This is a genomic window from Rhizobium croatiense, assembly GCF_019793465.1.
Lineage (GTDB): Bacteria > Pseudomonadota > Alphaproteobacteria > Rhizobiales > Rhizobiaceae > Rhizobium > Rhizobium croatiense.
The window spans coordinates 140,939-163,299 of the sequence record NZ_JAILYJ010000007.1; the positions used below are offsets into that span (position 1 = coordinate 140,939).

At 61.0% G+C, this 22,361-nt stretch carries 26 protein-coding genes; 11 read left to right on the forward strand and 15 right to left on the reverse strand.

Translation table 11 applies throughout. The annotated features are described in order from the left end of the window. Positions 1-179 precede the first annotated feature (179 nt). The 3 genes from K6M89_RS13550 to K6M89_RS13560 form a co-directional block, all read right to left on the reverse strand. Positions 180-1,505 carry a homoserine dehydrogenase gene (locus K6M89_RS13550; protein WP_097579132.1) on the reverse strand — a complete coding sequence of 442 codons (1,326 nt, stop codon included), beginning with the start codon at positions 1,503-1,505 and terminating at the stop codon, positions 180-182. Between the two features lie 60 nt (positions 1,506-1,565). Beyond that, positions 1,566-2,783, reverse strand: a complete 1,218-nt coding sequence (locus K6M89_RS13555) for an LL-diaminopimelate aminotransferase (protein ID WP_064683553.1) — start codon at positions 2,781-2,783, stop codon at positions 1,566-1,568. Positions 2,784-3,004: 221 nt separating this feature from the next. Then, positions 3,005-3,418: a hypothetical protein gene (locus K6M89_RS13560; RefSeq protein ID WP_222139788.1), complete on the reverse strand. Its 414-nt coding sequence runs from the start codon at positions 3,416-3,418 to the stop codon at positions 3,005-3,007. Positions 3,419-3,567: 149 nt separating this feature from the next. On the opposite strand from K6M89_RS13560, the gene K6M89_RS13565 reads away from it, so the two are divergent. Both K6M89_RS13565 and K6M89_RS13570 read left to right on the forward strand, forming a co-directional pair. Continuing rightward, the gene (locus K6M89_RS13565; protein WP_438826584.1) at positions 3,568-5,433 is read left to right on the forward strand and encodes a PHA/PHB synthase family protein; all 1,866 of its coding nucleotides are present in this window, start codon (positions 3,568-3,570) and stop codon (positions 5,431-5,433) included. Positions 5,434-5,642: 209 nt separating this feature from the next. After that, positions 5,643-6,986: a DUF2778 domain-containing protein gene (locus K6M89_RS13570; RefSeq protein ID WP_222139789.1), complete on the forward strand. Its 1,344-nt coding sequence runs from the start codon at positions 5,643-5,645 to the stop codon at positions 6,984-6,986. A 40-nt stretch (positions 6,987-7,026) separates the two neighbouring features. On the opposite strand, the gene K6M89_RS13575 is transcribed toward K6M89_RS13570, so the two are convergent. Continuing rightward, positions 7,027-8,184, reverse strand: a complete 1,158-nt coding sequence (locus K6M89_RS13575) for a pyridoxal phosphate-dependent aminotransferase (RefSeq protein WP_222139790.1) — start codon at positions 8,182-8,184, stop codon at positions 7,027-7,029. 210 nt (positions 8,185-8,394) lie between these two features. Here K6M89_RS13575 and K6M89_RS13580 point away from each other — a divergent pair, with 210 nt between their 5' ends. From K6M89_RS13580 to K6M89_RS13605, 6 genes are all read left to right on the forward strand, one after another. Continuing rightward, positions 8,395-9,153 (forward strand): DsbA family protein, encoded by a 759-nt coding sequence (locus tag K6M89_RS13580; protein WP_222139791.1) that lies wholly within the window; start codon positions 8,395-8,397, stop codon positions 9,151-9,153. Between the two features lie 146 nt (positions 9,154-9,299). Continuing rightward, positions 9,300-9,737, forward strand: a complete 438-nt coding sequence (gene aroQ / locus K6M89_RS13585; RefSeq protein ID WP_085742420.1) for a type II 3-dehydroquinate dehydratase — start codon at positions 9,300-9,302, stop codon at positions 9,735-9,737. 20 nt (positions 9,738-9,757) lie between these two features. Further along, the gene (gene accB, locus K6M89_RS13590) at positions 9,758-10,228 is read left to right on the forward strand and encodes an acetyl-CoA carboxylase biotin carboxyl carrier protein (protein ID WP_097579126.1); all 471 of its coding nucleotides are present in this window, start codon (positions 9,758-9,760) and stop codon (positions 10,226-10,228) included. 4 nt (positions 10,229-10,232) lie between these two features. Beyond that, a complete protein-coding gene (accC, locus tag K6M89_RS13595) occupies positions 10,233-11,588 on the forward strand; it encodes an acetyl-CoA carboxylase biotin carboxylase subunit (protein ID WP_170964727.1) in 1,356 nt (451 codons plus the stop codon). Positions 11,589-11,595: 7 nt separating this feature from the next. After that, positions 11,596-12,210, forward strand: coding sequence for a leucyl/phenylalanyl-tRNA--protein transferase (gene aat / locus K6M89_RS13600; protein WP_222139792.1), 615 nt, complete (start codon positions 11,596-11,598; stop codon positions 12,208-12,210). 62 nt (positions 12,211-12,272) lie between these two features. Beyond that, a complete protein-coding gene (locus K6M89_RS13605; RefSeq protein ID WP_246642429.1) occupies positions 12,273-13,217 on the forward strand; it encodes a DUF2167 domain-containing protein in 945 nt (314 codons plus the stop codon). A 91-nt stretch (positions 13,218-13,308) separates the two neighbouring features. Here the strand turns inward: K6M89_RS13605 and K6M89_RS13610 are convergent, their stop codons facing one another. The 5 genes from K6M89_RS13610 to gatB all read right to left on the reverse strand — a co-directional run bounded on the left by K6M89_RS13610 (position 13,309) and on the right by gatB (position 16,850). Beyond that, a complete protein-coding gene (locus K6M89_RS13610; protein ID WP_097579123.1) occupies positions 13,309-13,749 on the reverse strand; it encodes a DUF2155 domain-containing protein in 441 nt (146 codons plus the stop codon). Between the two features lie 113 nt (positions 13,750-13,862). Beyond that, entirely contained in the window at positions 13,863-14,261 is a 399-nt protein-coding gene (locus K6M89_RS13615; protein WP_064695978.1) for an NADH:ubiquinone oxidoreductase subunit NDUFA12, read from the reverse strand. Positions 14,262-14,363: 102 nt separating this feature from the next. Continuing rightward, positions 14,364-14,837 (reverse strand): GNAT family N-acetyltransferase, encoded by a 474-nt coding sequence (locus tag K6M89_RS13620; protein ID WP_222139793.1) that lies wholly within the window; start codon positions 14,835-14,837, stop codon positions 14,364-14,366. Positions 14,838-14,840: 3 nt separating this feature from the next. Next, on the reverse strand, positions 14,841-15,344 hold the full coding sequence (locus K6M89_RS13625; RefSeq protein WP_222139794.1) for a GNAT family N-acetyltransferase: 504 nt from the start codon (positions 15,342-15,344) through the stop codon (positions 14,841-14,843). A 3-nt stretch (positions 15,345-15,347) separates the two neighbouring features. Further along, the gene (gene gatB / locus K6M89_RS13630; RefSeq protein WP_096770336.1) at positions 15,348-16,850 is read right to left on the reverse strand and encodes an Asp-tRNA(Asn)/Glu-tRNA(Gln) amidotransferase subunit GatB; all 1,503 of its coding nucleotides are present in this window, start codon (positions 16,848-16,850) and stop codon (positions 15,348-15,350) included. Between the two features lie 258 nt (positions 16,851-17,108). Between gatB and K6M89_RS13635 the strand changes: the two genes are divergently transcribed. Together K6M89_RS13635 and K6M89_RS13640 are read left to right on the forward strand one after the other, a co-directional pair. Further along, complete coding sequence (locus K6M89_RS13635; RefSeq protein WP_170964726.1) at positions 17,109-17,285, forward strand: hypothetical protein; 177 nt, start codon at positions 17,109-17,111, stop codon at positions 17,283-17,285. Between the two features lie 7 nt (positions 17,286-17,292). Next, entirely contained in the window at positions 17,293-17,667 is a 375-nt protein-coding gene (locus tag K6M89_RS13640; protein ID WP_097579119.1) for a VOC family protein, read from the forward strand. Between the two features lie 78 nt (positions 17,668-17,745). On the opposite strand, the gene K6M89_RS13645 is transcribed toward K6M89_RS13640, so the two are convergent. Further along, positions 17,746-18,252 carry a GNAT family N-acetyltransferase gene (locus K6M89_RS13645; RefSeq protein WP_222139795.1) on the reverse strand — a complete coding sequence of 169 codons (507 nt, stop codon included), beginning with the start codon at positions 18,250-18,252 and terminating at the stop codon, positions 17,746-17,748. 310 nt (positions 18,253-18,562) lie between these two features. Here K6M89_RS13645 and K6M89_RS13650 point away from each other — a divergent pair, with 310 nt between their 5' ends. Further along, positions 18,563-18,820: a YjhX family toxin gene (locus tag K6M89_RS13650; protein ID WP_097579117.1), complete on the forward strand. Its 258-nt coding sequence runs from the start codon at positions 18,563-18,565 to the stop codon at positions 18,818-18,820. Between the two features lie 51 nt (positions 18,821-18,871). Here the strand turns inward: K6M89_RS13650 and K6M89_RS13655 are convergent, their stop codons facing one another. From K6M89_RS13655 to K6M89_RS13675, 5 genes are all read right to left on the reverse strand, one after another. Further along, positions 18,872-19,147 carry a hypothetical protein gene (locus K6M89_RS13655; RefSeq protein ID WP_222139796.1) on the reverse strand — a complete coding sequence of 92 codons (276 nt, stop codon included), beginning with the start codon at positions 19,145-19,147 and terminating at the stop codon, positions 18,872-18,874. Between the two features lie 21 nt (positions 19,148-19,168). Continuing rightward, positions 19,169-19,639 (reverse strand): GNAT family N-acetyltransferase, encoded by a 471-nt coding sequence (locus K6M89_RS13660; RefSeq protein WP_313140030.1) that lies wholly within the window; start codon positions 19,637-19,639, stop codon positions 19,169-19,171. 20 nt (positions 19,640-19,659) lie between these two features. After that, positions 19,660-21,141, reverse strand: coding sequence for an Asp-tRNA(Asn)/Glu-tRNA(Gln) amidotransferase subunit GatA (gatA, locus tag K6M89_RS13665; protein WP_064683533.1), 1,482 nt, complete (start codon positions 21,139-21,141; stop codon positions 19,660-19,662). Between the two features lie 58 nt (positions 21,142-21,199). Further along, entirely contained in the window at positions 21,200-21,487 is a 288-nt protein-coding gene (gatC, locus tag K6M89_RS13670; RefSeq protein ID WP_004673847.1) for an Asp-tRNA(Asn)/Glu-tRNA(Gln) amidotransferase subunit GatC, read from the reverse strand. A gap of 69 nt (positions 21,488-21,556) precedes the next feature. Then, positions 21,557-22,261 carry a metal-dependent hydrolase gene (locus K6M89_RS13675; RefSeq protein ID WP_222139798.1) on the reverse strand — a complete coding sequence of 235 codons (705 nt, stop codon included), beginning with the start codon at positions 22,259-22,261 and terminating at the stop codon, positions 21,557-21,559. Between the last annotated feature and the right edge of the window lie 100 nt (positions 22,262-22,361).

A 22,361-nucleotide genomic window follows, 5' to 3' on the forward strand; every position in this document is an offset into this window, starting at 1 on the left:
TCTATGGTTTTATTTATATCAATATTTGCGCATTTGTTAATATAAACTTCCAATACGGGCGGTTACACGATCAACAGAAAAACCGCCCTGCCATCGTAAACTGCCCGCGAAGGTTGAAGTCCAACTTTCGCGGTCAGTTCGGTAAGACAGGGCGGCTCATGTTCCCGGACGGGAAAGGATCAAGCTTCTTCTTTCGGCCGCTCGATGCGGATGACCTGCGGCTCGCCGAAGAGATAACCTTCCGACTTGATCGAGGCGACGGCCTTGCGCACCGACTCCTCCATTGTCGCATGGGTAACCAGAATGATCGTCTGGTGATGCGAGGGCGCCAGATGCTGCTTGGAGCGCTGGACGATCGATTCGAGCGAGATGTGGTTTTCGGCCATGCGGGTTGCGACGCTTGCAAAGACGCCGGTGCGATCGAGCACGGTCAGGCGGATGAAATAGCCACCCTCGTGGCTCTGCATCTGCGCCTTGCGATAGGGCTCCAGCGCCTTTGCCGGATGGCCGAGCACCGGCACGCGCTGGGCGCCCGGCTGGCTCTTGGCGATATCGGCGATGTCACCGAGCACCGACGAGGCGGTGGCATTGCCGCCGGCGCCGGGACCGACCATCAGCAACTCGCCAAGCACATCGGATTCGATCGCCACCGCATTGGTGACGCCGTCGACCTGGGCAATGACCGAATCGACCGGCACCATGGTCGGGTGGACGCGCTGCTCGATGCCGGTATCGGTGCGCTGGGCAACGCCCAAGAGCTTGATGCGATAACCGAGTTCGGCGGCGGCGTGGATATCCTCGATCGAGATGTTGGTGATGCCTTCGAGATAGATGTCGTCGGCCGCGATGCGGTTGCCGAAGGCGAGCGTCGTCAGGATGGCAAGCTTGTGGGCGGTATCGTTGCCTTCGATATCGAAGGCGGGATCGGCCTCGGCATAACCCAGCCGCTGCGCTTCCTTGAGGCACTCGGTGAAGGAAAGCCCTTCCTTCTCCATCTTGGTCAGGATGTAATTGCAGGTGCCGTTCATGATGCCGTAGATGCGCGAGACGGCATTGCCCGTCAGCGATTCGCGCAGCGCCTTGATGACGGGAATGCCGCCGGCGACCGCCGCTTCGAAATTCAGGAGCGAGCCCTTCTCTTCCGCGATCGTCGCAAGCTCGACGCCGTGATAGGCAAGCAGCGCCTTGTTGGCTGTCACCACATGGAGACCGCGCTGCAGTGCCGTGCGAACGGAGACGTTGGCCGCCCCCTCGGCGCCGCCGATCAGCTCGACGAAGACGTCGATGTCGCCCTTCTCGGCAAGTTCTTCCGGCCGGTCGAACCAGGTGACGGCTGAGAGATCGACGCCGCGGTCCCTCGTTTTGTCACGCGCGGAGACCGCCGTGATGATGATCGGACGCCCGCAGGTGACGGCAAGCTCGTTGCTCTTCTGCTGAATGATGCGGACAAGCGAGGCGCCAACGGTGCCCAAGCCCGCAATGCCGATTTTGAGGGCATCTGCCATGGATCGATCCTGAAATGTCTGTGTGGCGGCAGCCGCGAAAGCGGCTGCCGAGAGTTGAGATTAACGGTGTGCGTTCAGCGAAATGACGTTATGCATCGTCTCATCCGCCGTCGACATGAACTTCTTGATGTTGCGCGCAGCCTGACGGATGCGGTGTTCGTTCTCGACAAGCGCCAGACGGACGTAGTCGTCGCCCATTTCGCCGAAGCCGATGCCCGGGGCAACGGCGACGTCGGCCTTCTCGACCAAGAGCTTGGAAAATTCCAGCGAACCGAGATGACGGAACTTTTCCGGGATTTTCGCCCAGGCAAACATCGTCGCAGCCGGCGGCGGCACGTCGAAGCCGGCCTTGCCGAAACTTTCGACCATGACGTCGCGGCGGCGTTTATAGACGTTGCGGACTTCGGCAATGTCGGAACCATCGCCATTCAGCGCATGGGTCGCGGCGACCTGAATCGGCGTGAAGGCGCCGTAGTCGAGATAGGATTTGACGCGGGTGAGCGCCGCGATCAGCCGCTCGTTGCCGACGGCAAAGCCCATGCGCCAGCCGGGCATGGAGAAGGTCTTCGACATCGAGGTGAACTCGACGGTCACATCCATCGCGCCCGGCACTTCGAGAACCGACGGCGGCGGCGCGCCGTCGAAGTAGATCTCCGAATAGGCAAGGTCGGAGAGCACGATGATGTCGTGCTTCTTGGCGAAAGCGATGACGTCCTTGTAGAAATCGAGCGTCGCGACGAGGGCGGTCGGGTTCGAGGGGTAGTTGAGGATCAGCGCCAGGGGTTTCGGGATCGAATGCCGGACGGCGCGCTCGAGCGGCGGGAAAAAGCTCTCATCCGGCTCAACCGACATCGAGCGGATCACCCCGCCCGCCATCAGGAAGCCGAAGGCGTGGATCGGATAGGTCGGGTTCGGGCAGAGGATGACGTCGCCGGGCGCGGTGATCGCCTGCGCCATGTTGGCGAAGCCTTCCTTGGAGCCCAAGGTGGCGACCACCTGCGTATCCGGGTTGAGCTTGACGCCGAAACGGCGGGCATAATAGGCGGCCTGGGCGCGGCGCAGGCCCGGAATGCCTTTGGAGGAGGAATAACGGTGGGTGCGCGGGTCCTGCACGACCTCGCACAGCTTGTCGACGATCGCCTGGGGGGTGGGAAGGTCAGGGTTTCCCATGCCGAGATCGATGATATCGGCACCGCCCGCTCGCGCGCTTGCTTTCAAACGGTTGACCTGTTCGAAAACATAAGGCGGCAAACGCCGGACTTTGTGAAACTCTTCCATTTCATTCCCCATGGAAAGGCGGCATTTCGGGCCGCGGTCGAAGTTCGTTCCGTCTCCCGGCGGCTGCGACACGAACTTCAGAATCGCAGCGCCGTATTCATCAGACCCAAGCCGCGCGGCAAATCTTTGACGAAAAGGCCGCGCAAAGCGCATTATCAGGAAAATTGCATCTTCCGATCCTTGCCGAAGGCTTTGCGTCCAAATTGCCTGAAAGGCAAGGTCTATTTGGAGATTTCGGAGAGCGTCTGCTCGCCGTGCTCGGCGGCCAGGCGGCGCATTTCGGCGACCTTGGCCTGATATTCGGCTTCCGAGATCGTGCCGGCCTTGCGTCGGGCGGCAAGCGCGGTCAGCTGATGCTGCAGTTCGGCCGCCTGCTCGTCGCTCATCTGGACATTGGCGGCCGTCAGCGGCGCGCCGAAATTCGGATAGCCGTCCGGCGACTTCGCAAGGCCGCCTTCGACCGCCTCGCCCTTGGTGGCCGGCATGACGACGGCGGTCGGCGCCGCTCGCTTGGCAGCGGCCGCGGCCTTCTCCTCCGCCGTCAGATTGCATCCGGCAAGGGCCATCGCCGCCGCGGCGCAAATCAATGCGGTGCGGTTGAAGGTTGCGATGCGCCGGATGCCGTTCTTCGTCATGCCTCAAAATCCAGTTCTGACTGCTTCGACTGTTAAATTTGTCGCAGCCACAAAGCAATAGCACGAGCCGATGCGGGTGGAACTTGTTTTCTCGTTCGGTCACGATGTACAACGAAGAGATAAAAAGGGTGCTGCCGCCGGAGGAAATGGTGACCGACAGCAAGCAGGAGAGTGGCAGCCAGAAGAATGGCGGCAAGACCGGTTTCGACGCAACCGATCTCGATCCCTATGTGCTGAAGGATCCCGAGACCATGGCGATGAATTTCGCCCGGGCGCTCGAAAATCTCGGGCAAGCCGCTTCGGCCTGGCTTGCGCCGCGCGAACGCGGCGAGATCAGCGAAACCGCCATCGATCCGATGGCCGACATGGTCAAGACGCTGTCGAAAGTCAGCGAATACTGGATTTCCGATCCCCGCCGCACCTTCGAGGCGCAGACGCAGCTGATGTCCTCGTTCTTCGGCATCTGGATGCGCTCGATGCAGCGCATGCAAAGCATGAGCGGACTGCAGGGCGAGCCCCCGCCGCCCGAGCCCGACACCCGCAAGGACAAGCGCTTCTCCGACGAGGACTGGGACAAGAATCCGTTCTTCGATTTTCTGCGCCAGGTCTATTTCGTCACGACCGACTGGGTGGAGAAGCTGGTGTCGGAGACCGACGGCCTTGACGAGCACACCAAGCACAAGGCCGGCTTCTACGTGAAGCAGATCACGGCAGCGCTTTCGCCGAGCAATTTCATCCCCACCAATCCGCAGCTCTATCGCGAGACGATCGCCAGCAACGGCGAAAACCTGGTGCGGGGGATGAAGATGCTCGCCGAGGATATCGCCGCCGGCCACGGCGAGCTTCGCCTTCGCCAGACCGACATGACGAAATTCGCCGTCGGCCGCGATATGGCGCTGACGCCGGGCAAGGTGATCGCCCAGAACGACATCTGCCAGATCATCCAGTACGAGGCGTCGACCGAGACGGTGCTGAAGCGGCCGCTGCTGATCTGCCCGCCCTGGATCAACAAATTCTATATTCTCGACCTCAATCCGCAGAAATCCTTCATCAAATGGTGCGTCGACCAGGGTCAGACCGTCTTCGTCATTTCCTGGGTCAACCCGGATGCGCGCCACGCCGAAAAGGACTGGGCGGCCTATGCCCGCGAAGGCATCGATTTCGCGCTCGAGATAATCGAGAAGGCGACCGGCGAGAAGGAGGTCAATGCCGTCGGCTACTGCGTCGGCGGCACACTGCTGGCGGCAACGCTGGCGCTGCACGCCAAGGAAAAGAACAAACGCATCAAGACCGCGACACTCTTCACCACCCAGGTCGACTTCACCCATGCCGGCGACCTGAAGGTCTTCGTCGACGAGGAGCAGCTTGCCGCGCTCGAAGAGCATATGAAGTCGGCCGGCTATCTCGACGGCTCGAAGATGTCGATGGCCTTCAACATGCTGCGCGCTTCCGAGCTGATCTGGCCTTATTTCGTCAACAGCTACCTCAAGGGCCAGGAGCCCCTGCCCTTCGACCTGTTGTTCTGGAACGCCGATTCGACCCGCATGGCGGCGGCAAATCATGCCTTCTATCTGCGCAACTGCTATCTCCGCAATACGCTGACGCAGAACGAGATGATCCTCGACGGCAAACCCGTGTCGCTGAAGGACGTGAAGATCCCGATCTATAATCTCGCCACCCGCGAGGACCACATCGCGCCTGCCAAATCCGTCTTCCTCGGCAGCCGGTTCTTCGGCGGCAAGGTGGAATTCGTCGTCACCGGTTCGGGACATATCGCCGGCGTCGTCAACCCGCCCGACAAGAAGAAATATCAATTCTGGACGGGCGGCCCGGCCAAGGGCGAGTACGAAACCTGGCTCGAACAGGCGACCGAGACGCCGGGATCGTGGTGGCCGCATTGGCAGGCCTGGATCGAGACGCATGACGGCAGACGCGTTGCGGCGCGTAAACCCGGCGGCGATGCGCTGAATGCGATCGAGGAAGCGCCGGGAAGTTACGTGATGGAACGCGTCTGACAAACGCCGGACGCATCTCTTTTTGGGCCGTCATGAGAAAGTCCGGCGCCGCGTAAACAAATTAGAAACCATAATTCGTCATCCTTGCGAAACAGTCGGATGTCGCAAGCGGTCTAAATTCGGCCCATTTGCGCCATTACCGGCCCCGGCGAAGTGTAGTCAGTCAGTGCCCGCCGGCCTGCGTAGCGAGTTTGAAAGACGAGTTTGGTATGGCGTTTGCGGTCGGGGCGTTTGATGGCGTCACCTCTCTTGGCGGATCTGCTGTTCGTTCGCGCAGATCTCGCGGCTTTCTTTACGGCGTCGTCGGCGCAGGATTTCTGACCTCGACATGGCTGATCGCGACCTTCGCGACAATGCATTCGATCGGCGCACCCGTTTCCCCGTCCGAGAGCTTCACGCACGTCGCGTCGGCGCCGAAGTCCAAGCCGGCGACGTCTTACGAACGACTGATCCATGTCGGCAAAGCCGATCGACTGGCCGCCTTCAATGCCAAGCCGGTCGTTGCCCTGACGGCTCATCTCATCCAATCGCATGCGCAAAAGACGGATGCTGCCGCAGCGGCATCGCTGGCGCTTGCAAAGAATCGTCTTGTCACCCCTGCCGAACCGCCGGTCGCCGTTGCCGCAGCAACACCTTCCGACACCGCGAAATTCGTCAAGGACGATATCGTCACGCCGCCGGTCGAGCTCGCCCGCGCGGAGGCGGAAGAGAACGAGGGCGACCGGATCATCATTCCTTCCAAGGAAGCCGTCGCAGCCGTCGAACTCCCTGCCCTGCTCGCCGTTGCTGATGCCGGGCCGCAGCAGATTGCGCCAACCCCGGTCGAGCCGGCCGCACCCGCCCTCAAGACGGCGTCGCTGCCGCAGGAAAAACCTGCGACGGAACAAGTTGTCGAGGCCGAAGAGCAGCAGCCCTTCGATCTCGTGCTGGCCCCAGATGCCGGTTCCGTGCCGCTGCCGATGGCGCGCCCGGACGGACTGATCGGCAAACCGGCCCCAGGCTCCAAGGAGGCGCAGCGTTCCGCCGAGCCGGTCCTTGCCTATGCCAAGCCGAACGCGCTGATCGAAGACGATGAGGACGACGCAGTCCCGCGTTACGACAAGCCGGTCTTCTCGCCGAAGCTGCGCGCAGGCGTCGCTATCTACGATATCGAAAACAGCACCGTCTATCTGCCGAACGGCGAGCGGCTGGAAGCTCATTCCGGCCTCGGCAAGATGCGCGACAATCCGCGTTACGCCAACAAGAAGATGCGCGGACCGACGCCGCCGCACACCTATGTCCTCACCATGCGCGAGGCCCTGTTCCACGGCGTCGCGGCGATCCGACTGACGCCGGTCGAGGGTTCGGATGCCATCTATGACCGGGTCGGCCTGCTCGCCCACACCTACATGCTCGGCAAGAACGGCGATTCCAACGGTTGCGTCTCCTTCAAGGATTACAAGCGCTTCCTGGCCGCCTACAAGCGCGGCGAGATCAAGCAGCTTGTGGTCGTGCCGCGGCTGAACAACAAGCCGGCTTCGACGCTTGCCTCGCTGTTTTCATCGCGCAGTTGATGGATAAGCAGGCAAGCAGCCGATTGCCCGCCCGTAAACGCTACTTCAACCAGCCAGCGATTCGCTTCACCGCCTCGGCGATCTCTGCCTGCGAACCCGCGTAAGACAAACGCAGTGTGCGATGTCCCTCCAGCGGATCGAAGTCCATGCCGGGGGTTGCGGCGACGTTGATTTCGGAGAGCATCCGCTTGGCAAAGCCCATGCTGTCATTGGTGAAGCGCGAGACATCGAGATAGGCGTAGAAGGCGCCGTCCATTGGCGAAGCCGGTCCGAGGCCGATCTTCGGCAGGCGATCGAGTAGCAGGTCGCGGTTGGCGGCATAACTTGCTTTGACTTTGTCGAGCTCTTCGGCTGCGCCGAGGGCGGCCGTGGCGGCGATCTGGGAGAGTTCGGGCGGGGAGATATAGAGGCTCTGCGCCACCCGCTCGATCGGCCGCACCAGGCGCTCGGGCAGCACCATCCAGCCGATTCGCCAGCCGGTCATGCAATAATATTTGGAGAAGGAGTTGATGACGATCGCCTCGTCGGTCAGTTCCAGCGCGCTCGCCTCCTCGCCGGCAAAGGTCAGCCCGTGGTAGATTTCATCGGAAATGAAAGCGATGGAATGGGCCGCGCAATAATCCGAAAGCGCCTTCAGCCCCTCGCGGCCGGTCACCGTGCCGGTCGGGTTGGCGGGGCTTGCAAGCAGCACGCCCTTCAGTCTCACGCCGCTTTCCTTCTGCACCGCCTCGAGGCTCTCGGGGGTGAGCGTGAAGTGGGTCTCGGCCGTTACCGGCACCTCGACGACCTTCAGACCCAGCGCGCCGAGAATATTGCGATAGGCGGGATAACCCGGTCTGGCGATCGCCACCGCATCGCCGGTGTCGAAGAGGGAGAGAAAGGCGAGATTGAAGCCGGCCGAGGAACCTGTGGTGACGGCGATGCGCGCCGGATCGATCTCCAGGCCGTGGCGATCCCGGTAATGCCAGGCAAGCGCCGATTTCAGCCGCGCCGTTCCCAGCGCGTCGGTATAACCGATCCGGCCTTCGGCGAGGGCTTCGCGGGCTGCTTCGAGCGCCGCCCGTGGCGCCGGATGCGAAGGCTGGCCGACCGCCATCGAGATGACGGGATGTCCGGCCGCACGCCGCTTCGTCGCCTCCGCCAGCACGTCCATGGCGTGAAAAGGCTCGACTTCGCTGCGTTTGGATATGGAAAACAAGATCGTTTCTCGCTCGGCTTCTTCAATGACGGCCCGACAATTGCCGCATTAATCGGCTCATCACAATCCCGCGAGCGTTACGCGGGGATGAAAAATTCCTGTTTGAGCGGAACCGAACGCCCTCTACCTTGACGCGACGCATTCAAGTCCATTAACCCGGCGACAGTCTTCTCGATAAGGAGACCACCCATCGCCGTTGACGAGGATATCATGGCCTTCTTCCCGAAAATCTTCACCGCACTGGCGCTTGCCGCATCGATCGCCCTTCCGTTTCCGGCGGCAGCGCTCGACGACCAGCAGAAGAAGGAGTTCGGCGAGTTCATCAAGCAATATCTGATCGAGAATCCCGAGATCATGCTCGATGTCCAGGAGGCCTTGCAGAAGAAGCAGGAAGCCCAGCGGCTGGCGAAAGCCAACATGGCGATCGAAGAGAACACGACCGACATCTTCGATTCGAAGAACGACGTCACGCTCGGCAATCCGAAGGGCGACGTTACCGTCGTCGAGTTCTTCGATTATAATTGCAGCTACTGCCGTCATGCGCTTCCCGACATGCAGGCGATGCTGAAGAAGGACAAGAACGTCCGATTCGTGCTGAAGGAATTTCCGATCCTCGGGCCGGATTCGGTCGCCGCCCACAAGGTGGCGGACGCCTTCCGCAAGCTGGCGCCTGAAAAATACGCCGATTTCCATGTCGCCCTGCTCAGCAGCGAGGGCCGCGCCTCGGACGAAAGCGCGATCGCGGTTGCCGCCTCGCTCGGCGTCAGCGAAGACAAGATCCGCGCCGAGATGGCGAAGAGCCCGAATGACGGCATCGTCCAGGCGACCTACCAGCTCGCCTCCAGCCTCGGCATCAGCGGCACACCCTCCTACGTAATCGGCAATGAAATGGTGCCGGGCGCCGTCGGGCTCGACGATCTCGAAGCCAAGGTCAAGAATATGCGTAGCTGCGGCAAGACCGCCTGCTGAGCAAAGCGGCCATCTCATCGCCAAAATCGAAGCGTTTCAGCCATGTGGACAAATGTGGCGCGATTCCTGCCGGGCAATCCGTAAGGGCTTTCATTCAGCCTTCGCGGAGTCTATAGGTTGCCGTCGTGCATTTTACGGAACATTCGATGACGCAAACGATTTTTGTCCTGAACGGCCCCAACCTGAACATGCTGGGTAAAAGAGAACCCGGCATTTATGGCGGCAAGACGTTGAAGGACATCGAGGCGGACTGCAAGGCCGCCGGCCGTGAACTCGGCTTCGATATCGATTTCCGCCAGAGCAATCACGAAGGTACGCTTGTGGATTGGTTTCACGAGGCCGACGAAAAGGCCGTCGGCGTCGCCATCAATGCAGGCGCATATACGCACACCTCGGTCGCGCTGCATGATGCGATCCGCGCTATTTCCATTCCCGTCGTCGAACTCCACATATCCAACGTCCATGCACGGGAAGAATTCCGCCACAAATCGATGATCGCGCCGGCATGCAAGGGCGTGATCTGCGGTTTCGGGCCTCACAGCTACATCCTGGCGCTGCATGCGCTGAAGAACATCACGGCATAAGAAGAAGACAGGGCAACACCATGGCTGAAAAGAAATCGGGTATCGATCAGGCACTGATCCGCGATCTCGCCAACATTCTCAACGAGACGGATCTGACGGAGATCGAGGTCGAGCAGGATGACCTGCGCATCCGCGTTTCGCGCAACGGCGCGACGCAATATGTGCAGGCGCCGATCGCAGCACCGGCCTTTGCTGCGCCCGCAGCCGCTCCGGCAGCGGCAGGTGCCGCGCCGGCTGCTGCCCCCACCCGCAATCCTGCCAATGTCGTCAATGCGCCGATGGTCGGCACCGTCTACATGGCGCCGGCTCCGGGCGCGCGCCCCTTCATCGAGATCGGCGCCACCGTCAAGGAAGGCCAGACGCTGATCATCATCGAAGCGATGAAGACGATGAACCAGATCCCCTCGCCGAAGTCGGGCAAGGTGACCGAAATTCTCGTCGATGACGGACATCCCGTCGAATACGGCCAAGCCCTCGTCGTCATCGAATAGGCCCATGCCCATGATTTCGAAAATCCTCATCGCCAATCGCGGGGAAATCGCCCTTCGGGTGCTCCGGGCCTGCAAGGAGCTCGGCATTGCCTGCGTCGTGGTGCATTCCACCGCCGACGCCGATGCCATGCATGTGCGCCTTGCCGACGAAAGCGTCTGCATCGGCCCGCCCTCCTCGCGCGAGAGCTACCTCAATATCCACCAGATCGTCGCGGCCTGCGAGATCACCGGCGCAGACGCCGTGCATCCGGGCTACGGCTTCCTCTCCGAGAACGCCAAGTTCGCCGATATTCTCGAAGCCCATGGCATCACCTTCATCGGGCCGACGGCGGATCATATCCGCATCATGGGCGACAAGATCACCGCCAAGACGACGGCGCTGGAACTCGGCATCCCTGTCGTTCCAGGCTCGGACGGTGAAGTGAAGACCGAAGAGGATGCGCTGCGGACGGCCGCCGAAATCGGTTATCCCGTGCTGATCAAGGCAACGGCCGGCGGCGGCGGACGCGGCATGAAGGTCGCCAAGAGCGAGGCCGACCTGATCGAAGCCTGGTCGACGGCGCGCACCGAAGCGGCAGCCGCCTTCGGCAACGATGCCGTCTACATGGAAAAATATCTCGGCAAGCCGCGCCACATCGAAATCCAGGTGTTCGGCGACGGCGAAGGCAATGCCATCCATCTTGGCGAGCGCGACTGCTCGCTGCAGCGCCGCCATCAGAAGGTCTGGGAAGAGGCGAATTCGCCGGCGCTCAACGTCGAGCAGCGCATGAAGATTGGCCAGGTCTGCGCCGACGCCATGAAAAAGCTGAAATATCGCGGCGCCGGCACGATCGAATTCCTCTACGAGAATGGCGAGTTCTATTTCATCGAAATGAATACCCGCCTGCAGGTGGAACATCCGATTACCGAAGCGATCACCGGTATCGACCTCGTGCACGAGCAGATCCGTGTCGCTTCCGGCGGCGGCCTGTCGGTGACGCAGGACGAAGTGCATTTTTCCGGCCACGCCATCGAATGCCGCATCAATGCCGAGGATGCGCGCACCTTCGTGCCCTCGCCCGGCACGATCACGCATTTCCATGCGCCGGGCGGCCTTGGCGTGCGCATCGATTCCGGCGCCTATCAGGGCTACAAGATCCCGCCCTATTACGACAGCCTGATCGGCAAGCTGATCGTGCACGGCCGCACCCGCGTCGAGTGCATGATGCGGTTGCGCCGCGCGCTCGATGAATTCGTCGTCGACGGCATCAAGACGACGCTGCCGTTGTTCCAGGAACTCGTCTCCAATCAGGATATCGCCAACGGCGACTACGACATCCACTGGCTGGAACACCACCTCGCCAACACACCGGCGGCATAGGACAGGAATGGCAGGATCGCGCAGGAAGTCACCAGGCATCACCCCTGACATTCTCCTGCGCGCCTATTCCATCGGCCTCTTCCCGATGGCCGAATCCGCAGACGACCCGGAGATTTTCTGGGTCGAGCCGGAAATGCGCGGCGTGTTGCCGCTCGATCGTTTCCATGTATCGAAGAGCCTCGCCAAGACGGTGCGCCGACATCCCTTCGAGATCCGTTTCGACCACGCCTTCGAATCGGTGATCGCCGCTTGCGCCGAGGAGACATCGGGTCGCCCCAGCACCTGGATCAACCAGACAATCCGATCGCTCTATTCGACGCTGTTCGACATGGGCCACGCCCATACCGTTGAAGCGTGGCACGGCGATGAACTGGTCGGCGGTCTCTACGGCGTCTCGCTCGGTTCGGCCTTCTTCGGCGAAAGCATGTTTTCACGCCGCACGAACGCTTCGAAGATCTGCCTCGTGCATCTGGTCGACCGGCTGAGAGAAAGGGGCTTTACCCTGCTCGACACCCAGTTCACCACCGAGCATCTGAAGACGTTCGGAGCGATCGACGTTCCGAAGGCCGATTATGCCGCGCTGCTTGCCGCCGCGATGGAATCGCCACACCTGAAGTTTTAAGCGCTATCGTTTCATCCCTGCGTTGATTTTCCGGCCGATTTCAGTAGCTTCCGGAAAATACAATGGGGGATAGAATTTTGAGACGATATTTTGCGGCGGCGATGCTTTTCACCTTACTTGCAGCTCAGGCCGAGGCACGTCCCTATCAAGAGATGTTTTCTGGCAGGACCGATTTTTCCGAGACGGAAAAACCGTTACTGGAAAAACTTGATTTTCAGCAGGGTGTGATCAAGCTGCCCGAAGCGAAGGCGACGCTCAAGGTACCCGCCGACTTCTACTATCTCAGCCCGGCCGACACGAAGACGGTGCTTGTCGATATCTGGGGAAATCCGCCGGCGGCGGCCGATGGAACGCTGGGAATGATCTTCCCGGCGAAATACGCGCCGACCGACCCGCAATCATGGGGATCGATCGTGGAATACAGCGCGGACGGTTATGTCTCAGACAGCGATGCCGCCACGACGAATTACGACGAACTGCTGCAGAACATCAAGGATGCGATCAGCGAAAGGAATCCTGAGCGCGAAAAGCAAGGCTTCCCGAAGATCACCCTTGTCGGCTGGGCTTCGGCGCCGCGCTATGACAAGCCGGCGCATGCAATGCACTGGGCGCGCGATCTGATTTTCGGCAACGACACGCAATCCGAGCACACGCTGAATTATTCCGTGCGCGTGTTCGGGCGCGAGGGTGTCTTTGAATTCGACTTCGTTGCCGGACTCGGACAGTTGAAGGAGATCGAGGCGGTCATTCCGACGGTCACGAAGCTCGTGCAGTTCGACAAGGGGATGACCTATGGCGACTATGTCGACGGCGACAAGGTCGCGGCCTACGGCATGGCAGGAATGATCGCCGCAGGCGCTGGCGCCAAGATTGCCGCAAAGGTAGGACTGCTGGCCCTTGCCCTTGCCTTCTTCAAAAAGGCCGGCATCCTTGTCGTCGTCCTGGCCGGCGTTGCGCTTCGCTTTGCCAAAAGCCTTTTCAACAGGAACAAAACACCGACCGTGTAGGGGCGCGATACGTCCATCAAAGCGTTGCGGCGTCTCTTGCGCGTCTCAAAGAGAAGCGCGCTGATGCTGCGGTGCCGCCGCGCGACACGTGTTAACGGGCAGTCGCCTTGGTGCCGTCAGGAGCCGGGACGTCCGAGCTCGTCTTGCAGTCCTTCAGCCAGACGTCGTAGATCGGGTGCTCGACGGCGTTGAGGCCGGGGCTGGCGGCAAACATCCAGCCGGTGAAGATGCGGCGGATCTTGCGGTCGAGGGTGATCTCGTCGACCTCGACAAAACCGTCGATCTTCTGCGCTTCGGCCTGATCGCGCGAATAGCAAGCCTTTGGCGTCACCTGCAATGCGCCGAACTGCACCGTTTCGTTGACATAAACATCGAAGGTGGTGATACGGCCGGTGATCTTGTCGAGGCCGGAGAAGACGGCAACCGGGTTTTCAATGCGGGCGGCATGTGCCGCACCGGTCGGAAGCAGAGCCGAGAGCGCCAGCAGCGATCCGGCGGCACGCAGGACCATGTTCCGCGTGAAGAGCTTCATGTACCCGTCTCCAGATAATTTTTCAGTTTCATCCGCGGTCAAGCGCGGCCAACCTGCGGGTAAAGGTCAATTGTGGCCAAAAGCCGGGCTTGGGGTTCGCCCGGTCAGCCGTCTCAGTTGCCGGGCGTCCAGGCGTCGTAATCGCCGGTGACGCGCGGACGCTCGCCGGGAACCGCAAGAGAGCCCGGCGGGCGGTAAGCCTGTGGCGATCCGGTGAGGTTGGGGCGGTGCGTCTTCTGCCATTCCTTGGCGACGTAGCTTTCCTTGGACGGAGGAACATCGGTGCGATGATGCATCCAGCCGTGCCAGCCCGGCGGAATGGCCGAGGCTTCGGCATAACCCTTGTAGATTACCCAGCGCTTCGGCAGACCGTAGGAGGACATGCCGCCTTCATAATAGACGTTGCCGAATTCATCCTCGCCGACGCGCTTGCCGAAACGCCAGGTCGCAAAACGCGTGCCCATCGTCTGACTGTTCCACCAGGTGAAGGTCTGAACCAGAAGATTCCACATGTCTTTTCCTTGTGCCCGCCAGTGCGGACCAAACCAGAATTCGTTTTCTCGCTTATGCCGTCGCCAAGCCGAATTGTCCAGCGATTCCACGAGAGCCAAGGGTCATTTCAAGGCCATCTTGAAGCCCAAATGCGAAGGTTTGAAGCCGAGCCTTTCATAGAAACGATGGGCGTCTTTGCGTATCGCATTCGAGGTCAATTGCACAAGGCGCACACCGCGGCCTTTTGCCTCGGCGATGGCGAATTCGATCATCCGGGCGCCGATCCCCTGCCCGCGCATATCGGAGCGCGTCTGCACCGCCTCGATGATCATCGCCGAGGAGCCGCGGCCGGTCAGCGTCGTCGTCAGCGTCGTCTGGAACGTACCGACGACCTCGCCGCCGTGCTCGGCGACATAGAGTGTCTGGTCGGGCGAGGCCTCGATGGCTGTGAAAGCCTTGACATAATCGACAAAGGCCTCAGGATCCGTCGTATCGCCGTGACCGCCGAGCGCATCGGCGGCAAAGATTGCCACGAGGGCCGGTAGATCGTCCTTCCGCGCCTGACGAACGAGAATATCGGGCACCCCGACCTGCATGGCTCAGTGCCCCTCGAGCGGTTTTTCGAAAATCAGCGCCGGAATGCCGGATTGCCCGGGGCCGCTATACTCATTGCGGCCAACCTCGGTGAAGCCGTGCGCCTGGTAGAAGGCGATCGCCGCCGCATTCTGCGGCTCGACTTCGAGACGCATGATTTCGGCATCGGGAAAGCAGGTTTCGAGCTCGGCGAAGATATCGCGGCCGATGCCCTGTCGCTGCAGCGCCGGGCTGACATAGAGGAGGTGCAGCATGACCGTTTTCGTCAACGCCTGCGACATCGCCGCATAACCCACGCCGCCGATCTTGCGGCCGTCGTCGGCGACGAGAAATTCGGCATCTTTGCGCGCCAGGCGTGCCTTCAGCGCCGACGGCGGGAAGAGATGGGCGATCAGCTCATCGACCTTGGTCTTGCCATGCAGGTCGTCATAGGTGGCGTGAAAGCTCTCCACCAGCAAGGCGCGGACCTTCTCCAGGTCGCCCTCGCCGGCGGTACGGACGAAATACACCGCTTATTCCTCGATGCCGAGCTTTGCCTTGACCAGCGCCTGGACGGCCTGCGGATTGGCTTTGCCGCCGGTCGCCTTCATCACCTGGCCGACAAACCATGCGGCCATGGTCGGCTTCGCCTTGACCTTTTCCACCTGATCGGGATTGGCAGCGATGATCTCGTCGACGGCCTTTTCGATCGCGCCGGTATCCGTCACCTGCTTCATGCCGCGCGCTTCGACGATTTCGGCGGGGTCGCCGCCTTCGGTCAGCACGATCTCGAAGAGGTCCTTGGCGATCTTGCCTGATATGGTTCCAGCCTTGATAAGGTCGATGATGGCGCCGAGCTGGGCCGGAGAAACCGGCGTCTGTTCGATGTCCTTGCCGGTGCGGTTCAGCGCGCCGAGCAGGTCGTTGATCACCCAGTTTGCCGCCGTCTTGCCGTCGCGGCCGGCGGCCACGGCCTCGAAGTAATCGGCGATCGCCTTTTCGGAGACGAGCACGGAAGCATCGTAGACCGACAGGCCGAGCTCGCGCACGAAGCGCTCCTTCTTGTCGTCAGGCAGTTCCGGCAGATCGGCTGCCAGCGCCGTGACGAAGGCATCGTCGAATTCGAGCGGCAGCAGGTCCGGATCGGGGAAGTAACGATAGTCGTGCGCATCCTCCTTGGAGCGCATGGAGCGCGTCTCGCCCTTGTTCGGATCGAAGAGGCGCGTCTCCTGCTCGATCTCGCCGCCATCCTCGAGAATGCCGATCTGGCGGCGGGCTTCATATTCGATCGCCTGGCCGATGAAGCGGATGGAGTTGACGTTCTTGATCTCGCAACGTGTGCCGAAAGCCTCGCCCGGGCGGCGGACGGAGACGTTGACGTCGGCGCGCATCGAGCCCTCGTCCATGTTGCCGTCGCAAGTGCCGAGATAACGGACGATTGAACGCAGCTTGGTCATATAGGCCTTGGCTTCGTCGGATGAACGCATGTCGGGCTTGGAAACGATTTCCATCAGCGCCACGCCGGACCGGTTCAGATCGACATAGGACATGGTCGCATGCTGGTCATGCATCGACTTGCCGGCATCCTGTTCCAGATGCAGGCGCTCGATGCCGATCTCGATATCCTCGAACTGGCCCTGGCGGTCCGGCCCGAGCGAAATGACGATCTTGCCCTCGCCGACGATCGGATCCTTGAACTGCGAGATCTGATAGCCCTGCGGCAGGTCGGGGTAGAAATAGTTCTTGCGGTCGAAGAGCGAGCGCTTGTTGATCTGAGCCTTGAGGCCGAGACCGGTGCGCACCGCCTGCTTCACGCATTCCTCGTTGATGACGGGCAGCATGCCGGGCATGGCGGCATCGACCAGCGACACGTTCGAATTCTGCGGCTTCCCGAATTCCGTCGAGGCGCCGGAGAAGAGCTTCGAATTGGACAGCACCTGGGCATGGACTTCCATGCCGACGATGACTTCCCAGTCGCCGGTGGCGCCGGGGATGAAGCGTTTCGGATCGGGCGTGCGGACGTCGACAAGGGTCATCTGATACTCTTTGCAGGCTGTTCTTTTCCACTGGTGAGGTAAAGGAAATGGCGTGCCGGTGCAAGGCTTTCGCGGCGTTAGCAGCTGCCGATGGTCGCTAATGGCCGAGAAGCTGCTTTGCACCGGAGCGGAGTATGTTCCCATATGCGAAGCGATCGAAACGAGCTTCGATCGTCCCCGATTGTCGATACCGCAGTCCTCTCTATCTTTGTCCAAAAAATACCGCTCGGACTGAGGCCCTCACAATAGGAGGCTCAATTGAAGGATTATCTGCCCTATCTGGTCGGAACCCTCACGGGGGTGCTGGTCGCGCTCATCATTTCCGCCTTGTTGACGCTGCAGGGAACACCCCAGCTCATGCTTTTCGCACTGCTGCCAGCCATTGGTGGCGCTATCGTCGAGCGCTTTTCCCAGCGCCGATCCGACAAGTCGTAGAAGCGCCATGGGAAGGCTGAAGGAAATCGTCATCGACTGCGACTTTCCCTGGCATATTGCCCGTTTCTGGGCGGCGGCGCTCGATGGCTACGAAGTGATGCCGTATGACGATGCGGAACTGGCCCGCCTTGCCGCGATGGGGCTGACACCTGAAACGGACCCGACCGTGATGGTCGAGGGTCCCGGAACACGCCTTTGCTTCCACCTTCGCCAGGGAGAGCGTCCCGCCCGCAACCGTGTCCACCTCGATATCGCCGCTTCGGATCGCAGACAAGAAGTGGAACGGCTCTTATCCCTCGGCGCGACTTTCGTGCGTGAGACGGATGCCTACACGGTCTTGAATGATCCCGAGGGCAATAACTTCTGCGTCACCTCGGAATAGCCTCGCGAACGGCGCCCGGCGGCATTTGCAGATGCGCGCCGCAAGCAATCATCCGCCTTCTGCGGGGCCTTTGAAACCTCAGAATTCCTGTCCGTATCCGCCGCCGTCGGAGACGAGGTGCTTCGTCAGCCCGACGGAAGGCACGTCGCGGTCGAGCTTCGGATTATAGGCGACCGAGAGCCAGTGGATGCTGTAGCCGTGTTTCCGGAAAAAGCCGATCGCCTCGCTGTTGCCGGAATGGGTCTGCATCGCCGCCTTTGCGAAGCCCTGATCGGCGATCTCCGTTTCGATGCGCTCGAGGAGCGCCGAACCCAGCCCCTGGCGAGTGAAGACGGGGTCGATCCAGAAATCCGAGATGGTTTCATCCAGGCCCTCGCGCGCCGCCCAGCCGGCGACCTGACCGTTCTGTTCGACGACGGTGATGGTCAGCCAGTCGTTTTCCACGAAGTTGCGAAAGGCGCTGCGCGCTGCATCGATCATCGCGTCCGATTCGCCAATCGACGCCATCGCCTTTTGCCAGGCCCTCAGCCCGATCTCACTCAAAAGTTCCGCTTCCCCGTCGCGGGCATTGCGAATGTGGATCAACGACACCTCCGCGTTACCCCGTAACTAGACCATTGAGTCGCGGATTTTACCAGTGCCCCCAAAGGGATGACGGATCGAAACCATGGTTTTCGACCGTTTTTGAACGGCAAAGGCGCTCTTGACCGCCTTTTGCGACCCCAATACAAAACCCCATCGAGGTGTTTTATGTTGAACCTGTCTGAGACCCGGTAAAGGCCCTGCCCGCAAGTTTTCTTGCGCGCATGGGCCCGAAAAAACGAAGCCCTGACGTTCGAATGAGCGTCGGACCGTTTTTGTGCGCCCTGCCGGGCGCGGTACCGGATCTCAACACATGGACATTTCCCGCACGGAGCAGCGCATCCTGCATCTCATGGCCCAAGGCGGCCGCATCGAAATCATCCGCGACGACGACAGGAAGATCGAGAACGTCAGTTGCTTTACCCGCGACGGCTGGCTCTATCCCGGCGTCGACCTTGATCTCTTCCGCAGGCTGAAGCGGCTAAAGGCGATCAAATCGTCAGGCGGCCAGCCCTATCGGATTACCGAAAGAGGGTTGAAGTTGGTCAGATCGCAGCTGGACAACAGATAATCGGGCAATCAACCTGATCGCGCCTCAAACCGGCGCGGTCAGGGCTCGGCCTCAAGCCTTCTGAGACAATATCGCTCGCATCGCCGACCATTCGTCGGCAATCGTGCCGGTCCCGCGCGACTTGCCGGCGCGGCGATACCAGTAATCGGCATTCCAGTCGTCGCCCTCGATGCGATGACAGAGGGCATGGCCCCAGTCGAACGGCTGTTCGCCTTCGTGGCGCTGACAGATATCGTGAACCACCTGCCAATCCGCGCCCATGACGAAACCGCCGGCCGCAAGACGACCGATTGCCTCGATCAGTCGCACAAGATCATTATTCGCCATAAGACCTCATCTCCGGTTTGGCTATCGATCAGCCAATGGTTTCTCCATATGCACCATTTCGAGCGGCACGCCCATGCTCTTGGAAAATTCGACACCATGCCAGATGGTGCTAAAGCCGCAGCGTTCGTAGAGACGGATCGCCCGCTCATTCCTCGCATGTGTCTCGAGCCGGACCGTCGCCAGCCCTTCGGTCGCCATCAGCTCACATAAATGCAACAGCAGAGCCCGGCCGACACCCTTGCCCTGACAATCCGGATGCACCCAGAGATCGGACACATAATTCCGTTCGCCTTCCCGCGCACCCCAGCCGACGATCACGCCCGCCAGTTCGGCAACGAAAATTTCGCCCTTCGTCTCATCTGGAAAGGCGGCGAACTCTTGCTGTACCTTGGCGATCACATGAGTATCGCGATAGCAATCCTCGAACGCCTCGCCCGCGGCCCATGCGGCAAAGCCGATGGCGCCGACCGCTTCGTGGTCGGCGGGCACTATTATTCGGATCCTAAGGTCCGTTACCACCACTTGGCCGGCGTAAACTTGCCGGCAGCCTGCTCGATGACGTAAGCGGTCTTGAAGAGGGTTTCCTCGTCGAAAGCCTTGCCGATCAGCTGCAGGCCGAGCGGCAGGCCCTTCTGGTCGAGACCGGCGGGCACGGCGATGCCCGGCAGGCCGGCCATGTTGACCGTCACCGTGAAGATGTCGTTCAGATACATCTTGACCGGATCAGCGGCGAGGTTCTCGTCGGCGACGCCGAAGGCGGAAGATGGGGTGGCCGGCGTCAGGATGGCGTCGACACCGGCGTCGAAGGCGAGTTCGAAATCGCGCTTGATCAGCGTGCGGACCTTCTGGGCGCGGATGTAATAGGCATCGTAATAGCCGGCCGACAGCACATAGGTGCCGATCATGATGCGGCGCTTGACCTCCTGGCCGAAGCCGGCGGCGCGCGTCTTCTCGTACATGTCGACGATATCCTTGCCGTCGACGCGCAGGCCGTAGCGCACGCCGTCGTAGCGCGCCAGATTCGAGGATGCCTCGGCGGGGGCGACGATGTAATAGGCCGGAAGCGCATATTTGGTGTGCGGCAGCGAAATATCGACGATCTCGGCGCCGGCATCCTTCAGCCAGGCAATGCCCTGGCGCCACAGGGTCTCGATCTCCTCGGGCATGCCGTCGACGCGATATTCGTTCGGGATGCCGATTTTCATGCCCTTCAGCGACTGGCCGAGGACGGCCTCGTAATCCGGCACGGGCAGATCGACCGAGGTCGTGTCTTTGGCGTCGACGCTTGCCATCGACTTCAAAAGGATCGCGGCATCGCGCACGTCGCGGGCGATCGGACCGGCCTGATCGAGCGAGGAGGCAAAAGCCACGGTGCCCCAGCGCGAGCAGCGGCCATAGGTCGGCTTGATGCCGACGGTACCGGTGAAGGCGGCGGGCTGGCGGATCGAGCCGCCGGTATCGGTCGCGGTGGCGCCGGCGCAAAGATGCGCGGCGACGGCGGCGGCCGAGCCGCCGGAGGACCCGCCCGGAACGAGCTGCTGGTTGGAGCCCTCAGCCCGCCAGGGATTGATCACCGGGCCGTAATAGGAGGTCTCGTTGGACGAGCCCATGGCGAATTCGTCCATGTTCAGCTTGCCGAGCATGACGGCGCCGTCATCCCAAAGGTTCTGCGTGACGGTTGATTCATAACGCGGCTCGAACCCGTCGAGGATATGGCTGCAGGCCTGGGTGTGGACACCGACGGTGGCGAAGAGATCCTTGATGCCGAGCGGAATGCCTTCCAGCTCGCCGGCCGTGCCGGCGGCGATGCGCTCGTCCGATTTCCTGGCCATGACGCGGGCCAGATCCGGCGTGACCTTCACATAGGCGTTCAGCCGCTCATTGGCCGCATCGATCGCCGAGATATAAGCGTCGGTGAGTTCGAGTGCGGTTATTTCCTTGGCGCGCAGCTTCCGGCGGGCTTCGGCAATGGTCAGGCTGGTGAGTTCGCTCATCGTGTTTTCGCTTCAGATCTCTAAAATGGGCAACAGGTCGGAAAGAGGCGTTCGAGCCCTATTCGACGACTTTCGGCACCAGGAAGAAATTGTGGTCGGTGACCGGCGCGTTGGCGACGATATCGGCCGCCTTGTTGCCATCGGTCACCGCATCGGTCCGCTTCTTCATCGCCATCGGGGTGACCGACGTCATCGCCTCGACGCCGTCGACATTGACTTCGGAGAGCTGTTCGACGAAGCCCAAGATGCCGTTCAGCTCGCCGACCATCCGATTTGCCTCGTCCTCGGAGACGGCAATACGGGCAAGTTTGGCGACGCGCTTCACGGTGGCAAGATCGACGGACATGGCATTCTCCGGATAGGATTTTTCCTACCCGCTATAAAGGCCATGTCGGCCCGGTGCAACGGGGTTTCGTCAGATCGACAGGCTCTCGGCAGGCTTCAGCGCCTTCACCTGCGTCTTCGATCCCTCCATGCCGTCAATGAACTTATCGGCGGTCTGATCGATGATCGGGAAGGTGCCGAAGTGGCAGGGGATCGCGGTTTTGAAGCTGAAATAACGCTGGCAGGCGAGTGCCGCCACCGCGCCACCCATGGTGAAGCGGTCGCCGACCGGCACGAAGCCGATATCGGGCTGGTGCAGTTCATTGATGAGCCCCATGTCGGAGAAGATGTCGGTGTCGCCCATGGCGAAAATCGAGGCTTCGTCGTCGAAATGCAGCATCATGCCGTTGGCATTGCCAAGCGCATGCGAGACGCCGTCCTCGGTGATCTGGGCGGAGGAATGCAGCGCATTGGTGAAGGTCGCGGAGAAGCCGCCGAAGGTGATCGTGCCGCCGGTATTGCCCATTTCGATCCTCTCGACGCCCTTGGAACCCAGCCAGGCGGCGAGATCGGCATTGGCGAGCACGACGGCGCCAGTTTCCTTGGCCAGCGCGACCGTATCGCCGACATGGTCGCCATGGCCGTGCGTCAGCAGGATATGGGTGATGCCTGAAGAAACATCCTTGATGTCCTGGCCGGCAAAGGAAGCGTTATGATTGAGGAACGGGTCGAGCAGGATCTTCGCCTTTCCGGTCTCGATGCGAAAGGCGGAATGGCCAAGCCAGGTGATCTTCATAAAATCTCTCCTTACGTGATGCAAAATCTGATTTCGATGGTAAGGACATATCTCATGCGCCGGCGAAGGAAAGCGGCGGCGGCTTCAATTTCTTTTGACA